At 66.1% G+C, this 22,242-nt stretch carries 22 protein-coding genes; 13 read left to right on the top strand and 9 right to left on the bottom strand.

The annotated features are described in order from the left end of the window. Nucleotides 1-188: 188 nt before the first annotated feature. From ACTPOE_RS01490 to ACTPOE_RS01460, 7 genes are all read right to left on the bottom strand, one after another. Complete coding sequence (locus tag ACTPOE_RS01490) at nt 189-1,799, bottom strand: glycerol-3-phosphate dehydrogenase/oxidase (RefSeq protein WP_458870421.1); 1,611 nt, start codon at nt 1,797-1,799, stop codon at nt 189-191. Nucleotides 1,800-1,814: 15 nt separating this feature from the next. Further along, entirely contained in the window at nt 1,815-3,548 is a 1,734-nt protein-coding gene (locus ACTPOE_RS01485; protein ID WP_458872725.1) for an ABC transporter substrate-binding protein, read from the bottom strand. A 310-nt stretch (nt 3,549-3,858) separates the two neighbouring features. Further along, nucleotides 3,859-4,167 carry a DUF2160 domain-containing protein gene (locus tag ACTPOE_RS01480; protein ID WP_458870420.1) on the bottom strand — a complete coding sequence of 103 codons (309 nt, stop codon included), beginning with the start codon at nt 4,165-4,167 and terminating at the stop codon, nt 3,859-3,861. Nucleotides 4,168-4,194: 27 nt separating this feature from the next. Continuing rightward, nucleotides 4,195-5,013: a carbohydrate ABC transporter permease gene (locus tag ACTPOE_RS01475; protein WP_458870418.1), complete on the bottom strand. Its 819-nt coding sequence runs from the start codon at nt 5,011-5,013 to the stop codon at nt 4,195-4,197. Beyond that, nucleotides 5,006-5,896, bottom strand: a complete 891-nt coding sequence (locus tag ACTPOE_RS01470) for a carbohydrate ABC transporter permease (RefSeq protein ID WP_458870417.1) — start codon at nt 5,894-5,896, stop codon at nt 5,006-5,008. The genes ACTPOE_RS01475 and ACTPOE_RS01470 overlap by 8 nt, the downstream gene beginning before the upstream one ends. A 68-nt stretch (nt 5,897-5,964) precedes the next feature. Beyond that, nucleotides 5,965-7,074, bottom strand: a complete 1,110-nt coding sequence (locus ACTPOE_RS01465; protein WP_458870415.1) for an ABC transporter ATP-binding protein — start codon at nt 7,072-7,074, stop codon at nt 5,965-5,967. A 1-nt stretch (nt 7,075) separates the two neighbouring features. Next, nucleotides 7,076-8,149 carry an ABC transporter ATP-binding protein gene (locus ACTPOE_RS01460; RefSeq protein WP_458870414.1) on the bottom strand — a complete coding sequence of 358 codons (1,074 nt, stop codon included), beginning with the start codon at nt 8,147-8,149 and terminating at the stop codon, nt 7,076-7,078. 132 nt (nt 8,150-8,281) lie between these two features. On the opposite strand from ACTPOE_RS01460, the gene ACTPOE_RS01455 reads away from it, so the two are divergent. The 5 genes from ACTPOE_RS01455 to ACTPOE_RS01435 all read left to right on the top strand — a co-directional run bounded on the left by ACTPOE_RS01455 (nt 8,282) and on the right by ACTPOE_RS01435 (nt 12,131). Beyond that, nucleotides 8,282-9,046, top strand: a complete 765-nt coding sequence (locus ACTPOE_RS01455) for a DeoR/GlpR family DNA-binding transcription regulator (protein WP_458872724.1) — start codon at nt 8,282-8,284, stop codon at nt 9,044-9,046. Nucleotides 9,047-9,088: 42 nt separating this feature from the next. After that, on the top strand, nt 9,089-10,582 hold the full coding sequence (gene glpK / locus ACTPOE_RS01450) for a glycerol kinase GlpK (protein ID WP_458870413.1): 1,494 nt from the start codon (nt 9,089-9,091) through the stop codon (nt 10,580-10,582). Between the two features lie 82 nt (nt 10,583-10,664). After that, nucleotides 10,665-11,135 carry a TM2 domain-containing protein gene (locus tag ACTPOE_RS01445; RefSeq protein WP_458870412.1) on the top strand — a complete coding sequence of 157 codons (471 nt, stop codon included), beginning with the start codon at nt 10,665-10,667 and terminating at the stop codon, nt 11,133-11,135. A gap of 4 nt (nt 11,136-11,139) precedes the next feature. Further along, entirely contained in the window at nt 11,140-11,904 is a 765-nt protein-coding gene (locus ACTPOE_RS01440; RefSeq protein WP_458870411.1) for a lipoyl protein ligase domain-containing protein, read from the top strand. Between the two features lie 44 nt (nt 11,905-11,948). Continuing rightward, nucleotides 11,949-12,131: a ribbon-helix-helix protein, CopG family gene (locus ACTPOE_RS01435; RefSeq protein WP_458872723.1), complete on the top strand. Its 183-nt coding sequence runs from the start codon at nt 11,949-11,951 to the stop codon at nt 12,129-12,131. Between the two features lie 74 nt (nt 12,132-12,205). On the opposite strand, the gene ACTPOE_RS01430 is transcribed toward ACTPOE_RS01435, so the two are convergent. Further along, nucleotides 12,206-13,834, bottom strand: a complete 1,629-nt coding sequence (locus ACTPOE_RS01430; protein WP_458870410.1) for a SulP family inorganic anion transporter — start codon at nt 13,832-13,834, stop codon at nt 12,206-12,208. Nucleotides 13,835-14,024: 190 nt separating this feature from the next. Between ACTPOE_RS01430 and panD the strand changes: the two genes are divergently transcribed. Further along, nucleotides 14,025-14,438, top strand: coding sequence for an aspartate 1-decarboxylase (panD, locus tag ACTPOE_RS01425; RefSeq protein ID WP_458870409.1), 414 nt, complete (start codon nt 14,025-14,027; stop codon nt 14,436-14,438). Nucleotides 14,439-14,543: 105 nt separating this feature from the next. After that, nucleotides 14,544-15,275, top strand: a complete 732-nt coding sequence (gene hutC / locus ACTPOE_RS01420; RefSeq protein ID WP_458870408.1) for a histidine utilization repressor — start codon at nt 14,544-14,546, stop codon at nt 15,273-15,275. Nucleotides 15,276-15,511: 236 nt separating this feature from the next. Here the strand turns inward: hutC and ACTPOE_RS01415 are convergent, their stop codons facing one another. Continuing rightward, entirely contained in the window at nt 15,512-16,426 is a 915-nt protein-coding gene (locus tag ACTPOE_RS01415) for a LysR family transcriptional regulator (protein ID WP_458870407.1), read from the bottom strand. Between the two features lie 152 nt (nt 16,427-16,578). Here ACTPOE_RS01415 and ACTPOE_RS01410 point away from each other — a divergent pair, with 152 nt between their 5' ends. The 6 genes from ACTPOE_RS01410 (at nt 16,579) to ACTPOE_RS01385 (ending at nt 22,225) form a co-directional block, all read left to right on the top strand. Beyond that, nucleotides 16,579-17,790, top strand: coding sequence for a CaiB/BaiF CoA transferase family protein (locus ACTPOE_RS01410; RefSeq protein ID WP_458870406.1), 1,212 nt, complete (start codon nt 16,579-16,581; stop codon nt 17,788-17,790). A 31-nt stretch (nt 17,791-17,821) separates the two neighbouring features. Then, nucleotides 17,822-18,964 (top strand): acyl-CoA dehydrogenase family protein, encoded by a 1,143-nt coding sequence (locus ACTPOE_RS01405; RefSeq protein ID WP_458870405.1) that lies wholly within the window; start codon nt 17,822-17,824, stop codon nt 18,962-18,964. Nucleotides 18,965-19,157: 193 nt separating this feature from the next. Further along, nucleotides 19,158-19,988 carry a transporter substrate-binding domain-containing protein gene (locus ACTPOE_RS01400; RefSeq protein WP_458870404.1) on the top strand — a complete coding sequence of 277 codons (831 nt, stop codon included), beginning with the start codon at nt 19,158-19,160 and terminating at the stop codon, nt 19,986-19,988. Nucleotides 19,989-20,078: 90 nt separating this feature from the next. Next, nucleotides 20,079-20,729, top strand: coding sequence for an amino acid ABC transporter permease (locus tag ACTPOE_RS01395; RefSeq protein WP_458870403.1), 651 nt, complete (start codon nt 20,079-20,081; stop codon nt 20,727-20,729). Further along, nucleotides 20,726-21,391 carry an amino acid ABC transporter permease gene (locus ACTPOE_RS01390; protein ID WP_458872722.1) on the top strand — a complete coding sequence of 222 codons (666 nt, stop codon included), beginning with the start codon at nt 20,726-20,728 and terminating at the stop codon, nt 21,389-21,391. Before ACTPOE_RS01395 ends, ACTPOE_RS01390 begins: the two co-directional genes overlap by 4 nt. 15 nt (nt 21,392-21,406) lie before the next feature. After that, nucleotides 21,407-22,225, top strand: coding sequence for an amino acid ABC transporter ATP-binding protein (locus tag ACTPOE_RS01385; RefSeq protein ID WP_458870402.1), 819 nt, complete (start codon nt 21,407-21,409; stop codon nt 22,223-22,225). Nucleotides 22,226-22,242 lie beyond the last annotated feature (17 nt).

Here is a 22,242-nt window from a genome sequence, read left to right as displayed (position 1 = left end):
AAACCATGACCGAATAATGGCTTACCCTAATGAATGTTGCCAGGGAGCAACATGGTGTATCCGTGGCGAGGAGTCGCAAGGAGACGGGAAGAAACGCCAGCCGCCGGGCTTCCGCCCCGCCGGCAGGCTGGAAAGCGATCGGCGCCCCCCGGCGGACGCGACGCGTATGCGAGCCGCGCGGGACGCGGTCAGGACGGAACGTGGCGATACTGCTCGGCCAAAGCCAGGAAGGCGTCCGGATCGCCGTTCGAGCCGATTTCCTCCGCCAGAATGCGTGAAACTGCGGGAACTGCCTGGATCGCCCGGTCAGCATGCAGAAACAGCATCCGGTGGCGCCGAGCCAGCACATCCTCGATCGTGCGGGCATATTCGCGCCGCGCGGCATGGCGGACCATGGCCTCGGTCAGACCCAGGCCCAACTCGTTGCCGGCGCCCGGCAGCGCCTGCACGTCGGCGGCTTCGGTACCATAGGCGTGCAGCCCTGGCGGCTCCGTCAGCCGGACGGCGGGCGCGCCGGGCGCCGGCGCCCCCAGCAGCGGAAAACGGGCCGTGCGGCAGGGAGGCAGATCCCGCAGCAGCCCCGCGTCCTGGCAATGACGCAGGACATCCTCGGCCATGGAACGGTAAGTGGTCCACTTGCCCCCGGTCACGGTCACCAGCCCGGAAGGGCTGACCCGGACGGTATGCTCGCGGCTGATGATCTTGGTGCCGCCCCCCTCCTCGCGCGCTGGCCGCGCCAGGGGACGCAGTCCGACCCAGACGCTGAGCACATCCCCGGCCCGGGGGGGGCGCGCCAGTACGTGGGCGGATTCATTCAAGATGAAGGCGATCTCCTCGGGCAGCGCCCGGGGTTCGCGGACCACGGCGTCGCGCGGCGTATCGGTGGTTCCCAGGATCAGGTGCCCCAGCCAGGGCACGGCGAACAGCACCCGGCCGTCGCGGGTGCGCGGAACCAGCAAGGCCTCGGCGGACGGCATGAAGGACCGATCGACCACCAGGTGCACTCCCTGGCTGGGCGCCACCATGGGGGCGGTATCCTGCCCCCGGGCGGCATCGTCCAGACGGCGCAGGTCGTCAACCCAGACACCGGTGGCGTTGATGACGCAGCGGGCGCGGACCGTGCCCGCGCGACGTCCACCCGCATCCAGGGCATCGCGCCAGCGCACGCCACTGACCCGGCCGTTCTCGTGCAGCACGTCGACGACCGGGCAGTAATTCAGCACCAGGGCGCCCTGGGCGGCTGCGGTGCGGGCCAGGACCAGGGCCAGCCGGGCGTCGTCGAACTGGCCGTCCCAGTATTGGACGCCGCCGAACAGTCCGGCCGTGCTGACGCCCGGCAGCCGGGCCGCCGTGCAGGCGCGCCCCAGCCATTCGGTGCGGCCCAGACTGGCGGAACCGGCCAGGGCGTCGTAGATCTTCAGGCCGGTGCCATAGAACGGCACTTCCCAGGGCCGGTAGGCAGGCATGATGAAGGCCAGGGGCTGTGCCAGATGCGGCGCGTTGTTCAGCAGCGCCCGGCGCTCGTGCAGAGCTTCGCGCACCAGGCCGATATTGCCCTGAGCCAGATAGCGGACACCGCCATGCACGAGCTTGGTCGCTCGCGAAGAAGTGCCGCCGGCGAAATCGTGGGACTCCAGCAGCAGGACCGACAGGCCCCGCAGCCTGGCGTCCAGGGCGACGCCCAGACCGCTGGCGCCGCCGCCGACGATGATCAGGTCGACCTCGGACAAAGCCTCGAGATCATGCAGCAATCGATCCCGATCCGTCGTGGCGGGCGGCAGGACAGCAGTCTGGGACATCGTTTCACACTCCCTTCAACGGACGCGGCCTTCCTTCCAGGCCTGCAGCAGCGAATCGTAGGATACGGTTTCCGGTTTCGGATTCTCGTTGGCGAGCTTCTTCCACGGGGCGTGCTCATCGCTGAGCCACTTGGCCGGATCGCTCTTTTCGTTGAGCTTGGGCGCGCAGCGTTTCATGCCGGCGCGCTCCAGGCGCGACATGACCTTGTCCATTTCATTGGCCAGATTGTCCATGGCCTGCTGCGGCGTCTTTTCCCCGGCGATCGCCTGGGACACGTTGCGCCACCACAGTTGCGCCAGTTTCGGATAATCGGGCACGTTGGTGCCGGTCGGGGTCCAGGCCACGCGCGCCGGACTGCGATAGAACTCGATCAGGCCGCCGTACTTGTTGGCGTTCTTCGTGAAGTAGTCGCTATGGATGTCGCTGTCGCGGATGAAGGTCAGCCCCTCGATGGATTTCTTCAGCGAGGTCGTCTTGGCGGTTACGAACTGGGCGTACAGCCAGGCGGCGGCGACCTTGTTCGGATCGTGGTTCTTGAAGAAAGTCCACGAGCCCACGTCCTGGTAGCCGTTCTGCATGCCTTCCTTCCAATAGGGGCCGTGCGGGGCCGGCGCCATGCGCCACTTGGGCGTGCCGTCCTCGTTGACCACCGGCAGGCCCTTCTTGGTCATGTCGGCCGTGAAGGCGGTGTACCAGAAGATCTGCTGGGCGATCTCGCCCTGGGCCGGCACGGGGCCGGCTTCGGAGAAGGTCATGCCCAGCGCGACCTTGGGCGCGTACTGCTTCATCCAGTCGATGTACTTGGTCAGGGCGTAGACGGCGGCCGGCGAATTGGTCGCCCCGCCGCGGGCCACGGACGCGCCCACCGGCGTGCACTTGTCATCGGCCACGCGGATGCCCCATTCATCCACCGGCAGGCCGTTGGGGGTGCCCTTGTCGGCCGAACCCGCCATCGACAGCCAGGCATCGGTGAAGCGCCAGCCCAGGGACGGATCCTTCTTGCCATAGTCCATGTGACCGTAGATGGGCTTGCCATCCAGGGTCTTGATATCCTCGGAGAAGAACTTGGCGATGTCCTCGTAGGCGGTCCAGGTGACCGGCACACCCAGTTCGTAACCGTACTTGGCCTTGAACTTTTCCTTCAAGTCGGGACGGTTGAGCAGATCGTAGCGGAACCAGTACAGGTTGGCGAATTGCTGGTCGGGCAGCTGGTACATCTTGCCGTCCGGCGCGGTGGTGAAGGACGTGCCGATGAAGTCCTTCAGGTCCAGGCCCGGATTGGTGTACTCCTTGCCGGCGCCTTCCATATAGTCGGTGAGCGACAGGACCTCGCCGTAGCGGTAGTGCATGCCGATCAGGTCGGAATCGGAGATCCAGCCGTCGTAGATGGACTTGCCCGAGAGCATGGAGGTCTGCAGCTTCTCGACCACGTCGCCTTCCTGGATCAGGTCATGATTGACCTTGATCCCGGTGATTTCCTCGAAAGCCTTGGCCAGGACCTTGGATTCGTATTCGTGGGTGGTGATGGTCTCGGACACCACGTTGATTTCCTTGACTCCCTTGGCCTTGAGCTTTGCGGCGGCGTCGATGAACCACTGCATTTCGGCCATCTGCTGGTCCTTGCTCAGCGTGGACGGCTGGAATTCGCTGTCGACCCATTTCTGGGCCTCGACGGTGCCGGCCCAGGCGGCCTGGCCTCCCAGGGCGCAGGCGACGGCCAGCGCCAAGGCGGTATGGCTGAATCTCATCATGTTCTCCTCTGTGTGCTCCCCTGCCCTGCAGGCCGGCGCCGCCCGGGGAAATAGTCCGGCGCCGGAAATCTCTCCACGTCGCCGCTTGCAAGCGGCTCCGATTCGCCAGGCTGATGACAGTCCGCAGGGGACTCTCCAGCCGTGGCATCTCTCCACGTCGCCGCTTGCAAGCGGCTCCGATTCGCCAGGCTGATGACAGTCCGCAGGGGACTTCTCCAGCCGTGGCATCTCTCCACGTCGCCGCTTGCAAGCGGCTCCGATTCGCCAGGCTGATGACAGTCCGCAGGGGACTGTCATCAGTCCAGGCTCATCCCTTTTTCATTACCAACGTCAGGACGCCCATGGACAGGACGAAGCTGATCCAGACGGAGGGCTCCTCGTCCAGGGCGAACCAGTCCATGAAGGTCTCGCCCAGGCCGAGGAAGGCCAGGTTGATGTAGGCGGCCACCAGCAGGCCGATGAACAGGCGATCGCCGCGCGTGGTCGCCATGGGCAGGAAGCCCTTGCGCAGCACGGTGGGCGAGCGGATCTCCCAGACCGTCATGCCAGCCAGCATCAGCGCGATGCAGATGAAGAACACGGCAGTGGGGGTGGTCCAGACCATCCAGTCGAACATGGCATATTCCTTTAGTGTGGACGGGTCCTAGACTCGGCCCATCGCGAAGCCCTTCGCGATGTAGTGGCGCACGAACCAGATGACAATGGCGCCCGGGACGATGGTGAGCGTGCCGGCCGCCGCGAGGGTGGCCCAGTCCATGCCAGAGGCCGAGACCGTGCGGGTCATGATGGCCACGATGGGCTTGGCGTCGACGCTGGTCAGCGTACGCGCCAGCAGCAGTTCCACCCAGCTGAACATGAAGCAGAAGAAAGCCGCCACCCCCACCCCCGACTTGATCAGCGGCAGGAAGACCGTCAGGAAGAAGCGCGGAAAACTGTAGCCGTCTATATAGGCGGTCTCGTCGATTTCCCGGGGAATGCCGCTCATGAAGCCTTCCAGGATCCAGACCGCCAACGGCACATTGAACAGCAGATGCGCCAGCGCCACGGCCCAGTGCGTATCCATCAATCCCAGGGTGGTATAGAGCTGGAAGAATGGCAGCAGGAACACGGCGGGCGGCGTCATGCGGTTGGTCAGCAGCCAGAAGAACACGTGCTTGTCGCCCAAGAAGGAATAGCGCGAGAAGGCGTAGGCCGCCGGCAGGGCCACGGCGATCGCCATGACCATGTTCATGCAGACATAGATCAGGCTGTTCACGTAACCCATGTACCAGGAAGGATCAGACAGGATCAGCCGGTAGTTGTCCAGCGTGAACTCGCGGGGAAACAGGGAGAACTCGGCCAGGATGCCCTGGTTGGTCTTGAAGCTCATGACCACCATCCAGTAGATGGGGACCAGGGCGAACAGCAGGTACAGGATCAAGAAGACGGTGCGCTTGCGCGGCAGGAACGAACGGTCAGTCATGGGCGGCTCCCGAGTCCCGGGTGCCGACGCGCAGCATCCAGTTGTACAGCACGAAACAGAACATCAGGATGATGAGGAAGTAGATCAGGGAAAAGGCGGCCGCGGGCCCCATGTCGAACTGGCCGATGGCCTTCTGCGTCAGGTACTGGCTGAGGAAAGTGGTGGAATTGCCCGGACCGCCGCCGGTCAGCACGAAGGGCTCTGTATAGATCATGAAGCTGTCCATGAAGCGCAGCAGCACGGCGATCATCAGCACACCGCGCATCTTGGGCAGCTGGATGTAGCGGAACACGGCCCATTTGCTGGCGCCGTCGATGCTGGCGGCCTGATAATAGGCTTCGGGAATGGACTGCAGGCCGGCGTAGGCGAGCAGCGCCACCAGCGGCGTCCAGTGCCAGACATCCATCAGCAGCACGGTCAGCCAGGCGTGGATCGGGTTGCCGACGTAGCTGTAGTCCAGCCCCAGACGTGCCAGCGTCCAGCCGAACAGGCCGATGTCCGTGCGGCCGAATATCTGCCAGATCGTGCCCACCACGTTCCAGGGAATCAGCAGCGACAGGGAGACGATCACCAGCACGGCCGAGGCCCGCCAGCTGCGCGCCGGCATGGACAGTGCCAGCGCCACTCCGAGGGGGATCTCGATGGCCAGCACGGCGCCGGAGAACAGCAACTGCCGCCACAAGGCGGCATGCAGGTCCTCGTCGCGCATGATGCTGGCGAACCATTCCGTGCCGACGAATACCGCATTGTCCGGCGAGATGATGTCCTGGACGGAATAGTTGACCACGGTCATCAGCGGGATGATCGCCGAGAACGCCACGCACAGGATCACTGGCAGGATCAGCCACCAGGCCTTCTGATTGACGGGTTTGATGGTACTCATATTATTTCCTTGGGCTACGAGCTCTCCACCTCGCGGCCTGCATGCCGCTTGGATTCGTCAGACACGGATCAGTCCGAAGGGACTGATCCGTATCCGGACTCATCCACGAGTTCCTCATCGCGGTAGTAGCGGGTATGGGGGCCGATCAGGACCAGGCGCACGGCCGCGCCCTCGGCGGGCGGGGCGGCCTCGGCCGGCAGATGGGCCTTCGCCTCATGGCTGCCGATCCGGACGCTGAGCAACTGGCTGGTGCCGACGTGGCGCACCTGGGACACCGTGGCCGGCACGGCGTCCGGGTCGCCTTCGGAGGCCAGGCGCAGGTATTCGGGGCGGATTCCCAGGGTCAACGGCCCGGCGGGCAATTCCGGTGATTCCGGACGCCCGAGGCGCAGGCCGTCCAGCCAAAGCCCGCCGTCCGCTCGCGCCTCGACCGGCAGTAAGTTCATGCCGGGCGAGCCGATGAAATGCCCCACGAAAGTATGGCGCGGGCGTTCGAACAGGTCCGCGGGCGTGCCCTGCTGGACCACCCGGCCCCGCGCCATCACCAGGACTTGGTCGGCGAAGGTCATGGCCTCGACCTGGTCGTGGGTGACGTAGATCAGCGTCAGGCCCAGCTCGTGGTGGATCTGTTTGAGCTTGCGGCGCAGTTCCCATTTCAGGTGGGGGTCGATCACCGTCAGCGGCTCGTCGAACAGCACCGCCGACACGTCCGGGCGCACCAGCCCGCGTCCCAGGGAAATCTTCTGCTTGGCGTCGGCTGCCAGATTGGCCGCCCGCTGGTCGAGCTGGGCGGACAGATCGAGCATTTCCGCGATGCGCCCGACACGCTCGCGGATCCGGTCTTCCGGCACCTTGCGATTGCGCAGGGGAAACGCCAGGTTTTCGCCTACCGTCATGGTGTCGTAGATGACGGGGAACTGGAACACCTGGGCGATGTTGCGCTCCTGCGGCGTGGCGTGGGTGCGGTCCACGCCGTCGAAACGAATGGCGCCGTGCGACGGCGTGACCAGGCCCGAGATAATGTTGAGCATGGTGGTCTTGCCGCAGCCCGACGGCCCCAGCAAGGCGTAGGCCCCGCCGTCCTCGAAAGTGATATCCAGCGGCAGCAGCGCATAGTCGGCGTCTGAACGGACGGTTCGCGCGTAGCTGTGCGCCAGCTGGAGTTCGATGCGCGCCATCTCAGGCCTCCCGCGCCAGGGGCGCCCGCAACAGGGATTCGTCCGGGCCGAACACATAGGCCCGGCGGCTGGAGAAATGCAGAGTGACGGCGTCGCCCAAGTCATGATGCCGGACGCCCGGCACCTGGGCCACCAGATTGCCGACGGGCGTATCGGCGTGGACGTAGGTGGCGGAACCCGAAATTTCGGCGAGCTGGACCCGCCCCGGGATCCGGCAGTCGCCGCCCTGATCGGTGAGCGACAGGTCGGCCGCGCGCAGCCCGACGGTCACGTCGCCGTCCGGCACGTCCTGCCCGGCCGGCAGACTCACGCCGGCCAGCGCCCGCAGGCTGACTGCCGCGCGGCCGGCGCGGGCCGCCAGGAAATTCATGGGCGGGTCGCTGAAGGCGCGCGCCACCCGCATCGAGGCGGGTCGCCGGAACACGTCCAGCGTCGGGCCATACTGCAGCAACTCGCCCTGGTCCAGAACGGCCGTATAACCTCCGAGCAGCAACGCTTCGCCGGGTTCCGTCGTGGCGTAGACGACGGTGGATCGGCCCTGGTCGAACAGGGCGCCGAGCTCCTCGCGCAGTTCCTCGCGCAGCTTGTAGTCCAGGTTGACGAGCGGCTCGTCCAGCAACATCAGGGGAGCGTCCTTGGCCAGGGCGCGCGCCAGGGCGACGCGCTGCTGCTGACCGCCGGACAGCTCGGACGGCAGGCGATCCAGGAATTCGTCGATATGCAGAGTACGCGCGATCTCGCGCACCCGGGACATGAAGCCGGCCTCGCCGCGTAACCGCAGGGGCGAGGCGATATTGGCGGCGACCGTCATGGACGGATAGTTGATGAACTGCTGATACACCATGGCGACGTTGCGGCGGCGCACCGGCAACCCGGTGACGTCCACATCGTCGACCAGAACCCGGCCGGTGGTGGGCGCGTCCAGGCCGGCCATCAACCGCATCAAGCTGGTCTTGCCGGCGCGGGTCACACCCAGCAGGACCGTGACGGCGGATTCCCGCGGCGCCAGATCCAGGGGATGAAGCCAGGTTTCGGCACCGACCTTCTTGCCGACGCGAACCAGCTCGAGTTGCATGAGCACTTACTCCGGAAGTTCCTTTTTGTGAATTATTGTTCGTTTTCACTCTTTTTGCTGTCCATATAAACCCTAAGATTCTTTCTTTTCCTTTCGCTGTACAGTGAGCCGGTCATGACGAAGGCCGATTCCATGCATCCCAATCCCCGCCAGATCAAGCTGCTCAACCGCCTGCAGGGCTCGGGTTCCTGCAGCCTGGAAGCCCTGGCCGGCGACCTGGACGTCACGGTCCAGACGGTCCGCCGCGACGTCCAGCGCCTCGCCGAGGCCAATCTGCTGGTCCGTTTCCATGGCGGGGTCCGGCTGCCCAATTCGACCATCGAGAACATCGCCTACCGCCAGCGCGCCCAGTTGCATGCCGCCGAAAAGGAACGCATCGCCCGCGCCGTCGCCCGCGAAATCCCCAACGACTGTTCGCTGCTGATCAATATCGGCACCACCACGGAAGCAATCGCCCGAGCCCTGTCCGGCCACACGGGGTTGCGCGTCATCACCAACAATGTCAACGTGGCCTGCACGCTCGGCCAGCAGCCTGGCTGCGAAGTCATCCTGGCCGGCGGCAGCGTGCGGTCCCGAGACCTGGGCATCGTGGGCGAGGCCACGGTGGAATTCATCCGCCAGTTCCGCGCCGACATCGCCCTGATGGGCATCTCCGGCATCGAGGCCGACGGCACGCTGCGCGACTACGACTTCCGCGAGGTGAAGGTGTCCCAGGCCATCATGCAGTCGGCCCGGGAAGTCTGGATGGCCACCGATACCAGCAAGTTCCATCGGCCGGCCATGGTCCGGCTGGGGGAACTGTCCCAGATCGGCCGCCTGTTCACCAATGCCCGCCCCCCGGACCCCTTCCCCGGCCTGCTCAAGGCCGCCGGCGTGGACTGCGTCATCGCCCCCTGAGGTTTTAGGGCCTGTTCACACTAATCAAGGAATCGCGAAGGCATGACCTACCTGCTCGCCCTGGACCAGGGCACTTCCAGCACCCGCAGCATCGTCTTCGACCGCCAGGGCCGCATCGTGGGCCTGGCGCAGCGGGAATTCACCCAGCACTATCCCCGGCCCGGCTGGGTCGAGCACGACCCGCTGGAAATCTGGCAGACACAGCGCGACACCATGTGCGAGGCCATCCACCGGGCGGGCATCGCCGCGCGCGACATCCGCGCCATCGGCATCACCAATCAGCGCGAGACCACGGTGGTCTGGGACCGCCATACGGGAAAGCCCATCCACCCGGCGATCGTCTGGCAGGATCGCCGGGCCGAGCCGACCTGCGCCGAACTGCGCGCGCAGGGCCTGGAACCCGAGATCCTGAACCGCACCGGGCTGCGCATCGACGCCTATTTTTCGGCCACCAAACTGAAATGGATCCTGGACCACGTGCCCGACGCGCGTCCCCGCGCCCGGTCGGGAGACCTGCTGTTCGGCACCATCGACAGCTGGCTGATCTGGAATCTGACCGGCGGCCGGCGCCACCTGACCGACGTCAGCAACGCGGCACGCACCATGTTGATGGACGTGCACCGCAACGCCTGGGATCCAGACCTGCTGGGCCGGCTGGATGTGCCGGCCCGCATGATGCCGGACATCCTGCCTTCCTCGGCCGACTACGGCGCCGCCGACCCGGACCTCCTGGGCCATGCCGTGCCGATCTGCGGCGTGGCCGGCGACCAGCAGAGCGCCCTGTTCGGCCAGGCGTGCTTCCGCCCGGGCATGGCCAAGAACACCTATGGCACGGGCTGCTTCATGCTGATGCACACGGGCGAGCGCTTCCAGGTTTCCGGCAACGGCCTGGTGACGACCAGCGCGGCGCAGCCCGACGCCCGACCCGTCTACGCCCTGGAAGGCAGCGTGTTCGTGGGTGGCGCCGTGGTCCAGTGGCTGCGCGACGGCCTGCGTGCCTTCGTGCGCAGCAGCGACATCGAGGAGCTGGCCCGCAGCGTGCCGGACTCGGGCGGAGTGATGTTCGTGCCCGCCTTCACCGGCCTGGGCGCGCCCTGGTGGGATCCCGATGCACGCGGCACCATCACCGGCCTGACGCGCGGCACCACCATGGCCCACATCGCCCGGGCCGCTCTGGAAAGCATCGCCTACCAAAGCGCCGCCCTGCTCCAGGCCATGAGCCGCGACGCCCAAGAGGCCGGCGCGGCGCCGCTGCGGGAACTGCGCGTGGACGGCGGCGCCTGCGTCAACGACCTGCTGATGCAGTTCCAGGCGGATCTGCTGGGTATCCCCGTGCTGCGCCCCACCATGGTGGAGACCACGGCGCAGGGTGCGGCCTTCCTCGCCGGCCTGCAAGCGGGCGTCTATGCCGACCTGGGGGAGCTGGAATCGCTGTGGCGCGTCGAGCGCCGCTTCGAGCCGTCCATGCCGCGCGGCGAGGCGGCCCGGCGGCTGGCCGAATGGGACCACGCGATCCGGCAGGCCTGCGCGCGCTGAATTCCCGATAGAATGGGGCTTTGTGCCTGCCTCGACGGGCAGGCGCCCGGCGGCCGTCCGGACCACTCAAGCACAGGACCCCATGCTGAAGAAACTGATCCTGGTCGTGGCGATCTTCCTCGTCATCCTGCTCGCCCTGAGCTTCGGGGAAACCGTCTTCCGCGAAGTCTTCGCCTGGATTTCGTCCCTGACGGGCCTGCTGATCCGCAATTTCGGCGACCTGTATCTCGCCGCGGCGGACTATCTGCGCGCCCATACCGGCAAGGTCCTGCTGGCCATCGCCCTGACCATCCCCGCCAGCCTGTGGATCCTGCATTCGCGCGGCGAGGCCCTGGGCCGTCCGGCCGGCCAGCGCAGGATCGCCATCGTGCTGGCGATCTTCCTGGGCTGGCTGGGAGCGCACCGCTTCTACCTGGGCCAGATCGGCTGGGGCCTGGGCGTGCTGGTCCTCTGCTGGATCTTCATGCCCCTGGCCGTCGTGGTGGGCCTGATCGACGCGATCCGCTACCTGTTCATGGACGACGACACCTTCGCAGCGACCCAGCTGTCCTGAGGCCATGCCGGATTCCCGCCCCGCCGCCTACCGCCTGCTGGACACACCGCCCGACGCCGGCCCTCTGACCGACGAGAGCCTACTGGCTCCCGCCGCCCGGGAACCGGTCGCCTGCCTCTGGCGAGCCGCCCCGGGGCTGGTGGTACCGCGCACCTATGCGGCCCGGCCGGGATTCGCGGCGGTCCAGGCCGATTTCGCCGCCAGAGGCTATCCCGTCCATGTGCGGCAATCGGGCGGCGGCGTGGTGCCTCAGGGGCCCGGCATCCTGAATCTGAGCCTGGCGCAGGCCTTCGCCGGCCGGCCACTCGACCATTCCGAAGCCCTCTACCGGCACCTGTGCGCGCTGATCAGCGATGCGCTGGCCGCCTTCGGTATCGAGACCCGGACGCAGGCGGTCGAGGGCTCGTTCTGCGACGGCCGGTACAATCTGGCCGTGCCGGCGCCCACCCGCAAGATCGCCGGCACCGCGCAGGTCTGGCGGCGCATCCCGGGCCACGCGCCCGACCGCCACGTGGGGCTCGTCCACGCCCTGATCCTGGCGCAATGCGACGCCGCCGAAATGACGGCGCTCGCCAACACGCTGGAAACGGCGCTGGGCTCGGCCCGCCGCTATGACGCCGACCGGATCGCGACGCTGGACCGCCTGTTGCCGCCCACTGAACGCCCGGGCTTCCCGAAGGCCCTGGAAGCACGACTGAAAGAAACCCTGCGGACCCGACCGCCGTTGCCGGCCACCGCACCGGTCCGACACCCGACGCGATCTCTTTGATGAGTGTGAACAGGCCCCTGCCCCGAACCATGAGCCCTGCCCCGCTGGAAAACAAGACCGCCCGTCTGACGGTCCTGATCGATCCGAACAAGAAGAAGGCCTTCGAGCAACTCTGCGCTCGCCAGGATCTGACGCCCTCGCAAGTGGTGCGGCAACTGATCCGCGAATACCTGGCCCGACACGGCGTGGAATGGGCGCCCGGCAAGCCGCCGCGCGCCCGGCCGTAGCGGCTTCCCCGCGCCCCGGCATGCGAACCGGCCTGACGGGGCGGCGTGTCCGCCGGGCTGATCCGGCAGGCGTGCTAGGCGGATTCCGGATTCGCCCGGCCCGCCATTTCCAGCGCCGCCGCCAGATCCGGCTGGAAATCGCCCGCCCCCAGCCGGGACAACGTGCCCATGCGACTCAGCTTGGCCCGGATCGGCGCATCGGCGCCACACAGGATCACGCGCACGCCGCGCCCCCTCGCGGCGACGATCTCGTCGTCCAACGCCTGCAGCGCCGTGGCATCGGCGAACGGCGCCTGGTCCAGGCACAGAATCAGCACGGACGAGTGCTCGTCCCGGAACGCCGCCCGCAAGGATTCGACGGCCGCGAAGAACAGCGGCCCCCGGACCCGCAGCGCGCGCACGCGCGGTCCCCCGCTGCCTGCCGTTCCGTCCGGTATCGCCACCGGCGCCACGTCGACGCTGGAGGCCATGCGATGCAGGAAACGCAGGACGGACAACACGATGCCGATGTTGACCGCCACGACGAGATCGGCGAAGACAGTCAGAAGCAGGGTCAGGCACAGGATGACGGCATCCGCGCGCGGCGCGTGCCGGACCAGGCGCACCACACGGTGCGCCTCGCTCATGTTCCAGGCGACCACGAACAGGATCGCGGCCAGGGTGGCCAGAGGAATGTTGCGCGCCAGCGGCGCGAACGCCAGCAGGACCAGGGCCAGCACCGCGGCATGGACCACCCCGGCCAGCGGCGCGGTCCCGCCGCTGCGGATGCTGGTGGCTGTGCGGGCGATGGCGCCCGTGGCCGCGATCCCGCCGAACAGCGGACTGAGCACGTTGGCCAGGCCCTGGCCGAACAGTTCGGCGTTCGAGTCGTGCCGCGTCCCAGCCATGCTGTCGGCGACGACGGCCGACAGCAGGGACTCGATGGCACCCAGCAAGGCGATGGTGAATGCCGGACCGATCAGCGGCACGATCCGGTCCAGCCCGCCCCCGGGCCAATGCGGCAGCGGCAGCCCGCGCGGCAGTTCGCCGAAGGTGCTGCCGATGGTGGCCAGCTGCGGGAACTGGAAGATCCCCTGCAGGACCGTCGCCGCGACCAAGGCCAGCAGGGGGCCGGGGACCCGCCGCAGGACCTGTACCCGCCGGGGCAGCAGCACCAGCGCCAGCGACCCGAACCCGAACACGGTGGTCACCAGGTCCAGCCGCGGCAGGTTCCGCATCAGGAACCAGAGCTTCTCGTGGAAGAAATGGCCCTGCACCGCCGGCAGTCCGAAAAAGGCCTGCCACTGTCCGACCCAGATGATGATGCCGATGCCGGCCGTGAAGCCCAGGATCACCGGCAGGGGGATATAGCGGATCACGCCGCCCAGGCGGGCCAGGCCGAAGGCGCACAGGATCAGGCCGGCCATCAGGGTGGCCAGCTGCAGGCCCGCGACCCCGTGCTCCGCGACGATGCCCGACAGGATGACGATGAAGGCGCCCGTGGGGCCCGCGATCTGCACCCGGCTGCCGCCGAACAGGGACACCACAACCCCCGCCACGATGGCGGTGTACAGGCCCTGTTCGGGCTTGACCCCGGAGGCGATCGCGAAAGCCATGGCGAGCGGCAGGGCCACGACGCCGACGATCACGCCCGCCGCGATGTTGCCCGCCCAATGCCTGGGTGCCCACAGCCCGGCCTTCCAGGCCTCCCGCGCAGCAAACATAGTGTTCCGTCCGATGATCCGCATGCTCGAACCCGGCGCCCGTGCCACCCATGCGACACGCCGCCTCATTCGATGAACATAACATTATAATGAGACGCACATGTCCGGAGAGGCTTTCCCGCCGGGAACTGATGCTGCGGCGCAACGCGCTAGAATGTCGCCTGCTCAATTCCCTTCTCCGGATTTCCAAGTGAGAAAAATCGTTCGCGCCAAACTGCATGGCATTCGCGTCACCGGGGCCGACCTGGATTACCACGGCTCCATCACCCTGGATCCCGACCACTGCGAGGCCGCAGGCATCCTGCCCATGGAATTCGTGGATATCTGGAACAAGAATTCCGGCGCCCGCATCAGCACCTACGTGATCTATGGCGAACGCGGCTCGCGCTGCTGCATCCTGAACGGCGCGGCCGCGCGCACCTGCCAGCGCGGCGACGAAGTCATCATCGCCAACTCGGAATACATCCAGGAATCCGAGCTGGAACACATCAAGCCGGTGGTGCTGACTTTCCACTCCGACAACAGCGTGCGCGAGCATCTGGGCTATTCGGTCGGCCGCGACGAGCAGGGCCGGCTGAGCTTCGAGATCGTGCGCTTCGGCTGATCCGGAGCCGGTCCGCGCACCAGTCCAGGTTCCGCGGGCGCCGACGAACGCCGCCCGGCAGGGTCTCGCATAAAATGGCCCTATTCGACGAACAGGGAATACGACATGCGCCGTCAGGCCCAGGCCACCGAGACCCCCGCGCGGGCAGCACCCGCCTATCAGCGCATCAAGGACTATGTCCTGAGCCAGATTCGCGGCGGCACCTGGACGGAAGGCGAACTGATCCCCACCGAACTGGCGCTGTGCAAGCAATTCGGCGTATCGCGCATGACGGTGCACCGGGCGCTGCGCGAACTGACGGCGGACCAGGTGCTGCTGCGCTATCAGGGATCGGGCACCTATGTGGCGCCGGCCAAGATCCCGTCCACCCTGATCGAGATCCGCAGCATCGCCCAGGATATCCGCGATCGGGGGCATCAGCATTCCTGCCACGTCCTGCTGCTGGAAAAAAGCAAGGTGTCCACGACGCAGGCACAGCGCTTCCACCTGCCGGTGGGGGCGCCGCTGTTTCATTCGATCATCGTGCATTATGAAAACGCGGAACCGATCCAGCTGGAAGACCGCGTGGTCGACGCCCGGCGCCTGCCGGATTATCTGCAACAGGACTGGTCGCAGACGACCCCCAGCGAATACCTGATGCGCGCCGCCCCGGCGCCGACGGGCCGCTACACGATCGAAGTCAAGCTGCCTCCGCAGAACGTGGCGGAACCTCTGGATATCCCGCCCGAACAGCCCTGCCTGGTGCTGGACCGGACGACATTCTCGGGCGGGGCGTTCGCCTCGCAGGCGGTGATGTGGTATCCCGGCAACCGCTACAAGCTGGCCGGACAAGCCTAGTGTCCTGTCTGGCTAATTCCGATTCTTACCTTCGGCGCCCGGGCTGGCCATGCTGCGTTGCTTGTCCACCTCACCGCTTGCAAGCGGTTCGGATTCGTCAGACACGGAGCAGTCCGCAGGGACTGCTCCGTGTCCAGACTCATCCTCGCGATAGCACCGGCTATCGCTGCAGTTTGCGCCTTGCCTGACAAACCCATGCATCCGAATTCAAGTGACCAAACTCACCAGACAGGACGCTAGCCCTTTTTCATGCCTTCGCCCGACAGGTAATCACGCGCCAGATCCAGGAACACCTGCGCGATGGCGCCCAGCGGCAGATCGGCCGCGCTGGCCAGCACGATTTTCTGGGGTGCCGGCGTATTCCGCAAGGGGCGGCACACCAGCGGACGGCCATCGTAGGCCAGGTCGCCCGCCGGGCGGGTCACCAGGATGGATACTCCATGACCGTTCGCCACCAGGGCGCGGACCATCTCGAAGGAACCGACTTCGGCGACGACGTGCGGCCGCACTCCGGCATGGCTGAACAGGGACAAAAAATATTCGCGGCTATGGGGCGGATTGATCAGGACGAAGGGGTACCGCGCCAGATCTTCCACCGATACGTCGGGCCGCTCGGTCAGCGGATGCCCCGCCGGCAGCACGGCATAAGGCAGGCTGGCGCCGACATCATGCAAACGGATCCGTTCGCCAGCCAGGCCGATATCATAGACCAGGGCCAGTTCCATCTCGCCACTGGACACCCGGTCCAGCAGGTCGGCGATATGTCCTTCGCAGGGCCGTAGCTGCACGTCCGGATGATGCCGCCGGAATGCGTTCATCAGGGCCGGGAATACCAGCGGCCCCAGCGTATCGAAGCAGCCCACCGTCAGGATTCCATGAATGCCCTTTTCCCCCTGTTGTGCCAGGGAATGCGCCTCACGCAGCAGACGCAGCGCTTGACGGACACGCTGCTCGCCATCCGCGGTCAACCGCAGACCGCGTGCATGCCGGCGTACGAACAGCGACACCCCCCCCCAGCCGCCTTCGAGTTCGCGAATGGCGTTGGAGACCGATGGCTGTGACACATTCAGGGCCCGCGCAGCCTGCAACGTGCCCCCATGCCGGGCAACCGCCACGAAATACTCCAATTGCCGGATCGAGAACTGAATCATGAAATGCTATTCCATCAATTACTTTTTAATGTTTTAAATTATACGGATACCCTCTTATCATTTCTCCGGAATGGGACGCGAGAACCCATCGCCCGATGACCTGCGCCGCGATGCGGCCCGGACACGCAGCCCCATCGCGACGGAGACGAAACATGATGCGGAACGCAGGCCCCGGCGCGGGCCCCCTCGACGGCCTGAAGGTACTGGATTTCACCCGGGTACTGTCCGGCCCCTTTTGCACCGCGTTGCTGGGAGACCTGGGCGCGAGCATCATCAAGGTGGAACCTCCCCAGGGCGACGACTACCGTGCGATCGGCCCGATGCGCGACGGCCACAGCGCGCTGTTCAGCGTCGTCAACCGGAACAAACAAAGCCTGGTGCTTGACCTGAAACAGCCCGACGCGGTGGCGCTGGCGCACCGGATGGCGGAGGAAGTCGATGTCGTGGTCGAGAATTTCCGGCCGGGCGTGGCGGACAAGCTGGGGATCGGCTACGGTGCGCTCAGCGCCCTGAACCCGCGCCTGATCTACACCAGCATTTCCGGCTTCGGCCAGGACGGTCCTGCCGCTCACCGGCCCGCCTACGACATCGTGATCCAGGCCATGAGCGGCATCATGGAGTCCACGGGCTTCCCGGACGGTCCACCCACCCTGGTCGGGGAAGCCATCGCCGACGTATTGAGCGGTCTGTTCGCCTCCTGGGGAACGCTGGCGGCGCTGATCGGCCGTGATCGCAGCGGCCTGGGCACCCACGTGGACGCGGCCATGTTCGACGCCACCCTGTCGTTCACCGTCACCGCCGTCGCCCGCTATCTGTTCACCGGCCTGGACACCCGACGGGTGGGCAACCGGCACCCGCTATCCGCCCCGTTCGGCGCCTATCGAGCGAAGGATGGTCATTTCGTCCTGGCGGTCCTGAACAACAAACTGTTCGCGCAATTCGCCCAAACGATCGGTCGCGGCGAACTGGCGCAGGACCCTCGTTTCACCAGCGATGAACAGCGTTCTCAGCATGAACCGCTATTGCGTGAAGCCATCGAATCCTGGGCAGCGGGGCTGACCGTGGCGGAAGCGGTCGAACGGCTCGAGGCGGGCGCCATCCCCGCCGCCCCGATCTGGACGGTGCGCCAGGCGCTGGACAGCGACCAGGCACGATACCGCAAGTTGCTACGCGACACGGACGACCCGCGCCTGCCGGGCCTGCGGCTGCCACGCCAGCCGATCCGGTTCTCCGCGTGGGAAACCCGTCCGATGCGCCCGGCGCCGGACCTGGGCGCCGACACCGACGCGATCCTGCACGGCCTGCTGGGGCTGAGCCTGGACAAAATCTCCACCCTGCGCGACCTGGGCGTCTTCGGACGCTGAATCCATCCATCCCCCACACAGGAGATCCATCATGAATCCACGTCTGGGCGTCAGTGAAGACGATCTGGAAATCGCCGCCGCCATCGGCCGCTACGCAGCGGCCGAAATCGCTCCCCTGGCGGCCGAACTGGACGAGCAAGCCCGGTCGGCGACCTGCCACGTGCCTGGGCTGGCGGCCCTGGGCGTCATGGGCATGAACCTGCCGGAACGCTGGGGCGGCGTCGGAGTCAGTCCCGCGGCGCTGGTGCTGGCCATTGCCGAAATCGCCCGCCACTGCGCGGCCACGTCATCCATGATCGGCGCCCATTACCTGGCCACCGATTCGATCCTGATCGGGGGCGACGATGCCCTGCGCGCACAGTATCTGCCGCGGGCCGCCCGGGGCGACATCCTGGGCGCCTTCGCGCTGACCGAGCCCCGGGCCGGATCCAACCCGGCGGACATGGGCACACAGGCGCACCGCGAGGGCGACCAGTACCACCTGAGCGGGGTCAAGCACTTCATCTCGAATGCGGGCGAGGCCGATTTCATCGTGGTCTACGCCAAAACGGACCCTCTGGCCGGCAGCCGGGGCATCAGCGCTTTCATCGTCGACAGGGGCGCTTCCGGCCTGCAGGTGTCCCGACCCGAAAAGCTGATGGGCATCCGCGGCGGCCATGCCTTCGAAGTGGCGCTGGATTGCCGGGTGCCGGCGACCCATCGGCTGGGCGAGGAAGGCAGCGGCTTTCGCACCGCCATGAAAGTACTGGACAACAGCCGCCTGGACGTGGCCGCCACCAGCCTGGGCGTGTCCGAGGCCGCCCTGGCCGCCGCCACGTCCTGGTCGCGGGAGCGCCTGATCGACGGCCAGCCGCTGGCCGGAAAACAGGGCATCCAATGGATGTTGGCCGATATGAAACTCCGCCTGGAGGCCGCATGGGCGCTGACACTGCAGGCCACCCACAAGCGCGGACAGGGGGAAGGGTTCTCGATGGAATCCGCCATGGCGAAGCTGTATGCATCCGAAGCTGCCGGCTTCATCACCGACCACGCCCTGCAGATCCACGGAGGCTACGGCTACACCCGCGACCTGCCGCTGGAACGCTACGCGCGCGACGCCAGGATCCTGCGCATCTACGAAGGCTCATCCGAAATCCAGCGCACCATCATCGCCCGGCGGCTGCTGGCGGCGTAGCCTGGCCGCCGCCTGGGATTTACCCTTAATTCGAGGTCATCCGCGGGCACGCCGGGCTCCTCACGATTGACACTCGATGTCTAATGTATATACTTTTCAGCAGGCCCCAAGAAGCCTGGACGCACAGCTGATCCACCATCATTTTCGACATCAGGGCACGCCCGCGCGGCCCCGCCAATCGAGGAGCAACACCATGCGCATCACCCCGACATTCAAATGGCTGCTGGCCGGCGGCTTCCTGGCCGCCGCATCGTTTGCCATGCCCGCCCGGGCGGACCAGTTGGCCGACGTTCAAAAGGCCGGCCAACTGGTCATCGGCACCGAAATGCAGTTCGCGCCGTTCGATTTCCTGAAGGACGGCAAGCAGGAAGGCTTCAACAAGGATTTCTTCGCCGAGGTCGGCAAATCCCTGGGCGTGAAGATCCGTTTCATCGACCTGCCCTGGGCCAGCGTGCTGCCGGGTCTGGACGCGAAGAAATTCGACATGGTGGGCGGCCCGCTGAACGTCACCAAGGCGCGCAAGGAGCGCTATCACTTCACCCTGCCCATCGCCGATGGCACAGTGGCTTTCCTGAAGAGCGCCAAGAACAAGGATTTCACCAAGCCTGAACAGGTGGCGGGCAAGATCATCGGCAGCCAGCGCGGTTCATCGCAACTGGCGCAAACCAAGGCCTACGCCGAAACCCTGAAGCCGGTGCCGGAGATCCGCGAATATGTGGACTTCAATCAGGCTTATGCGGACCTGGCCAACGGCCGCATCATGGCGGTGGGCCATTCGATCACCAACATCGCGGTGGCGGCGAAGGAACGCCCCGACACATTCGCCGTGGTCCAGCCCAGCATCGGGAAAAAGGTCTATTTCGCCTTCATGGGCCACAAGGGCGCCGACAGCGATTCGCTGATCGCCGCCATCGACAAGGTCATCCTGGACATGCACAAGGACGGCCGCCTGAAAGCGCTGCAGATGAAGTGGTTCGGCATGGAAATGCCGGTGCCCACCGAAGACTTCGTTCCGAACGTCTGATCGCTTCGCCCGGCGGGTTCGCACCCGGATCCGCCTGCCGCCCGCCCACGATGGCGGGGCCCGCGCCCCGCCTTTCCCTGAAGCGCGACCATGTTCGATGCCAGTACCTTCACGCAAGCCCTGCCCCTGATCCTGAAGGCCTCGCAGATGACGATCTTCGTCTCTGTAATCGGGCTGATGCTGGGGTTCGTCATCGCCGTCCTGGTCGTCACCGCCTGCCTGTCGCCGTCGGCATGGGTCAGGCGCTGCGGCAACTTCTACACTTTCCTGTTCCGCGGGGTGCCGCTGCTGGTGCAGCTGATGCTGGCCTATTATTTCCTGCCCACCCTGGGAATCAACGTATCGCCGCTGACGGCGGCCATCGCCGCCATTTCACTGTGCGAAGGCGCCTACCTGGGCGAAATCCTGCGCGGCGGATTCCTGGGCATTCCGCGCGGCCAGATCGAGGCTGCGCAGATGGTGGGCCTGTCGGCCATGCACACGCTGATCCGCATCGAAATCCCCCAGGCGCTGCAATTGACCACGCCATCGCTGATCAATGAAATGATCCTGCTGATCAAGGCCTCGGCCCTGATTTCAGTAGTGGGAGTGGCGGAAATCACCCGCACTGCGCAGAACATTGCGGCCAGCACCTTCCGGCCGCTGGAAGCCTATCTCATCGCCGGGCTGGCCTACATGCTGATCAACGGCATGCTGTCGGTGCTGGGCCACTACGCCGAACAACGCTTCGGGAGAGCCTGATGCCGGTGGACTTTTCCCTGATTTCACAATACGGCGGCCAGATCCTGGACGGCTTCGGCATCACGATCATCAGCTGGATCGGCGCCGTGGCCCTGGGCATGGCGGTGGGCTTCGTGATCGCCGTGCTGCAACTGTTCACGGGCCGCTGGATCCGGGCGGCGCTACGAGTCTACATCGAGATCCTGCGCACCACGCCTTTCCTGGTGCAGCTGTTCATTCTGTATTACGGCGGGCCGAATTTCGGCGTGTCGCTATCGGCGCTCGATGCGGGCATCGTGTCGCTGGCGCTGTACGGCAGCGCCTATTTCGCCGAGATCTTCCGATCGGGCTTCCTGTCGGTGCCCCACGGCCAGATCGAGGCCGCCGACTGCCTGGGCCTGTCGCGCATCAGCACCATCTGGCGCGTGCAACTGCCGCAGATGCTGGTGATCATCACCCCGGCCCTGATCAACATGATCATCATCCTCAGCAAGGAAACATCCGTGCTGTCGATCATCACGGTGCCTGAACTGACAGCCGTGCTGACGCAGATCGGATCGGAACAATTCATCTACGTCGAAACCACCCTGGTGCTGTGCGCGTGCTACCTGATTCTGGTCGCCATCACGCAGAAACTGGGGGGCTGGGCCGAACTGAAGGCCAGCCGTTACCTGCAGCGCTGATTGACGGAACCCCGCATGACGACACCCCACACAAATCCACCGGCCGCCGACGAACTGCTGATCGAGGCCCGCGACATCACCAAGCGCTATGGTGACAACCGGGTGCTCGACGGCATTTCCCTGGGAGTGAAAAAATCCGAAGTCATCTGCATCATCGGTCCGTCGGGTTCCGGCAAGAGCACGCTGCTGCGCTCGCTGGCTTTCCTGGAGCAGTACGATTCCGGCGATGTCCTGATCGAGGGCAGGCTGCTGGGCTACGTGGACCAGGGCCCAGGACGGCGCAAGGCCACGTCCGCCGAGATCAAGGACGTGCGCCGCCACGTGGGCATGGTGTTCCAGCATTTCAATCTGTGGCCCCACATGACGGCCCTGGGCAACGTGGCCGAAGCCCTGATCCGTGTGAAGAAACTGCCGCGCGACCAGGCGCACGACAAGGCCCGCGCCATGCTGGCCAAGGTCGGCCTGGCGGACAAGGCCGACAGTTACCCGATCCGCCTGTCCGGGGGACAGCAGCAGCGCGTCGCCATCGCCCGCGCCCTGGCGATGGAACCGCACATCATGCTGTTCGACGAACCGACATCGGCCCTGGATCCGGAACTGGTGGGCGAAGTGCTGCAGGTGATGAAAGACCTTGCGCGCGACGGCATGACCATGGTGGTCGTGACCCATGAAATGGGGTTCGCCGCGCAGGTGGCCGACCGGGTGCTGTTCATCGACCAGGGCAAGATCGCCGCCAGCGGGCCGCCGGCGGACCTGTTCCGCCACGTGCAGCACGAGCGGCTGAAACAATTCCTGCAGAATTACCTGGACCGCAATGCGTTCTGGGAACAATAGCCCGCCCCGGCCGCCAG

It is taken from the genome of Castellaniella sp. WN, assembly GCF_054457555.1.
The sequence above is the reverse complement of the archived record's forward strand: the minus strand, read 5'-3'. Positions and strand labels throughout refer to the sequence as shown.

Excerpts from the sequence above, each read along its gene's own strand:
- ACTPOE_RS01385 (WP_458870402.1), top strand. The coding sequence starts at position 21,407 with ATGACGACACCCCACACAAATCCACCGGCCGCCGACGAACTGCTGATC.
- ACTPOE_RS01400 (WP_458870404.1), top strand. The coding sequence starts at position 19,158 with ATGCGCATCACCCCGACATTCAAATGGCTGCTGGCCGGCGGCTTCCTG.
- ACTPOE_RS01410 (WP_458870406.1), top strand. The coding sequence starts at position 16,579 with ATGATGCGGAACGCAGGCCCCGGCGCGGGCCCCCTCGACGGCCTGAAG.
- ACTPOE_RS01395 (WP_458870403.1), top strand. The coding sequence starts at position 20,079 with ATGTTCGATGCCAGTACCTTCACGCAAGCCCTGCCCCTGATCCTGAAG.
- ACTPOE_RS01490 (WP_458870421.1), bottom strand. The coding sequence starts at position 1,799 with ATGTCCCAGACTGCTGTCCTGCCGCCCGCCACGACGGATCGGGATCGA.
- ACTPOE_RS01475 (WP_458870418.1), bottom strand. The coding sequence starts at position 5,013 with ATGACTGACCGTTCGTTCCTGCCGCGCAAGCGCACCGTCTTCTTGATC.
- ACTPOE_RS01430 (WP_458870410.1), bottom strand. The coding sequence starts at position 13,834 with ATGTTTGCTGCGCGGGAGGCCTGGAAGGCCGGGCTGTGGGCACCCAGG.
- hutC (WP_458870408.1), top strand. The coding sequence starts at position 14,544 with ATGCGCCGTCAGGCCCAGGCCACCGAGACCCCCGCGCGGGCAGCACCC.
- ACTPOE_RS01480 (WP_458870420.1), bottom strand. The coding sequence starts at position 4,167 with ATGTTCGACTGGATGGTCTGGACCACCCCCACTGCCGTGTTCTTCATC.
- ACTPOE_RS01460 (WP_458870414.1), bottom strand. The coding sequence starts at position 8,149 with ATGCAACTCGAGCTGGTTCGCGTCGGCAAGAAGGTCGGTGCCGAAACC.
- ACTPOE_RS01485 (WP_458872725.1), bottom strand. The coding sequence starts at position 3,548 with ATGAGATTCAGCCATACCGCCTTGGCGCTGGCCGTCGCCTGCGCCCTG.
- glpK (WP_458870413.1), top strand. The coding sequence starts at position 9,089 with ATGACCTACCTGCTCGCCCTGGACCAGGGCACTTCCAGCACCCGCAGC.
- ACTPOE_RS01405 (WP_458870405.1), top strand. The coding sequence starts at position 17,822 with ATGAATCCACGTCTGGGCGTCAGTGAAGACGATCTGGAAATCGCCGCC.
- ACTPOE_RS01470 (WP_458870417.1), bottom strand. The coding sequence starts at position 5,896 with ATGAGTACCATCAAACCCGTCAATCAGAAGGCCTGGTGGCTGATCCTG.
- ACTPOE_RS01465 (WP_458870415.1), bottom strand. The coding sequence starts at position 7,074 with ATGGCGCGCATCGAACTCCAGCTGGCGCACAGCTACGCGCGAACCGTC.
- ACTPOE_RS01415 (WP_458870407.1), bottom strand. The coding sequence starts at position 16,426 with ATGATTCAGTTCTCGATCCGGCAATTGGAGTATTTCGTGGCGGTTGCC.
- ACTPOE_RS01455 (WP_458872724.1), top strand. The coding sequence starts at position 8,282 with ATGCATCCCAATCCCCGCCAGATCAAGCTGCTCAACCGCCTGCAGGGC.
- ACTPOE_RS01445 (WP_458870412.1), top strand. The coding sequence starts at position 10,665 with ATGCTGAAGAAACTGATCCTGGTCGTGGCGATCTTCCTCGTCATCCTG.
- ACTPOE_RS01440 (WP_458870411.1), top strand. The coding sequence starts at position 11,140 with ATGCCGGATTCCCGCCCCGCCGCCTACCGCCTGCTGGACACACCGCCC.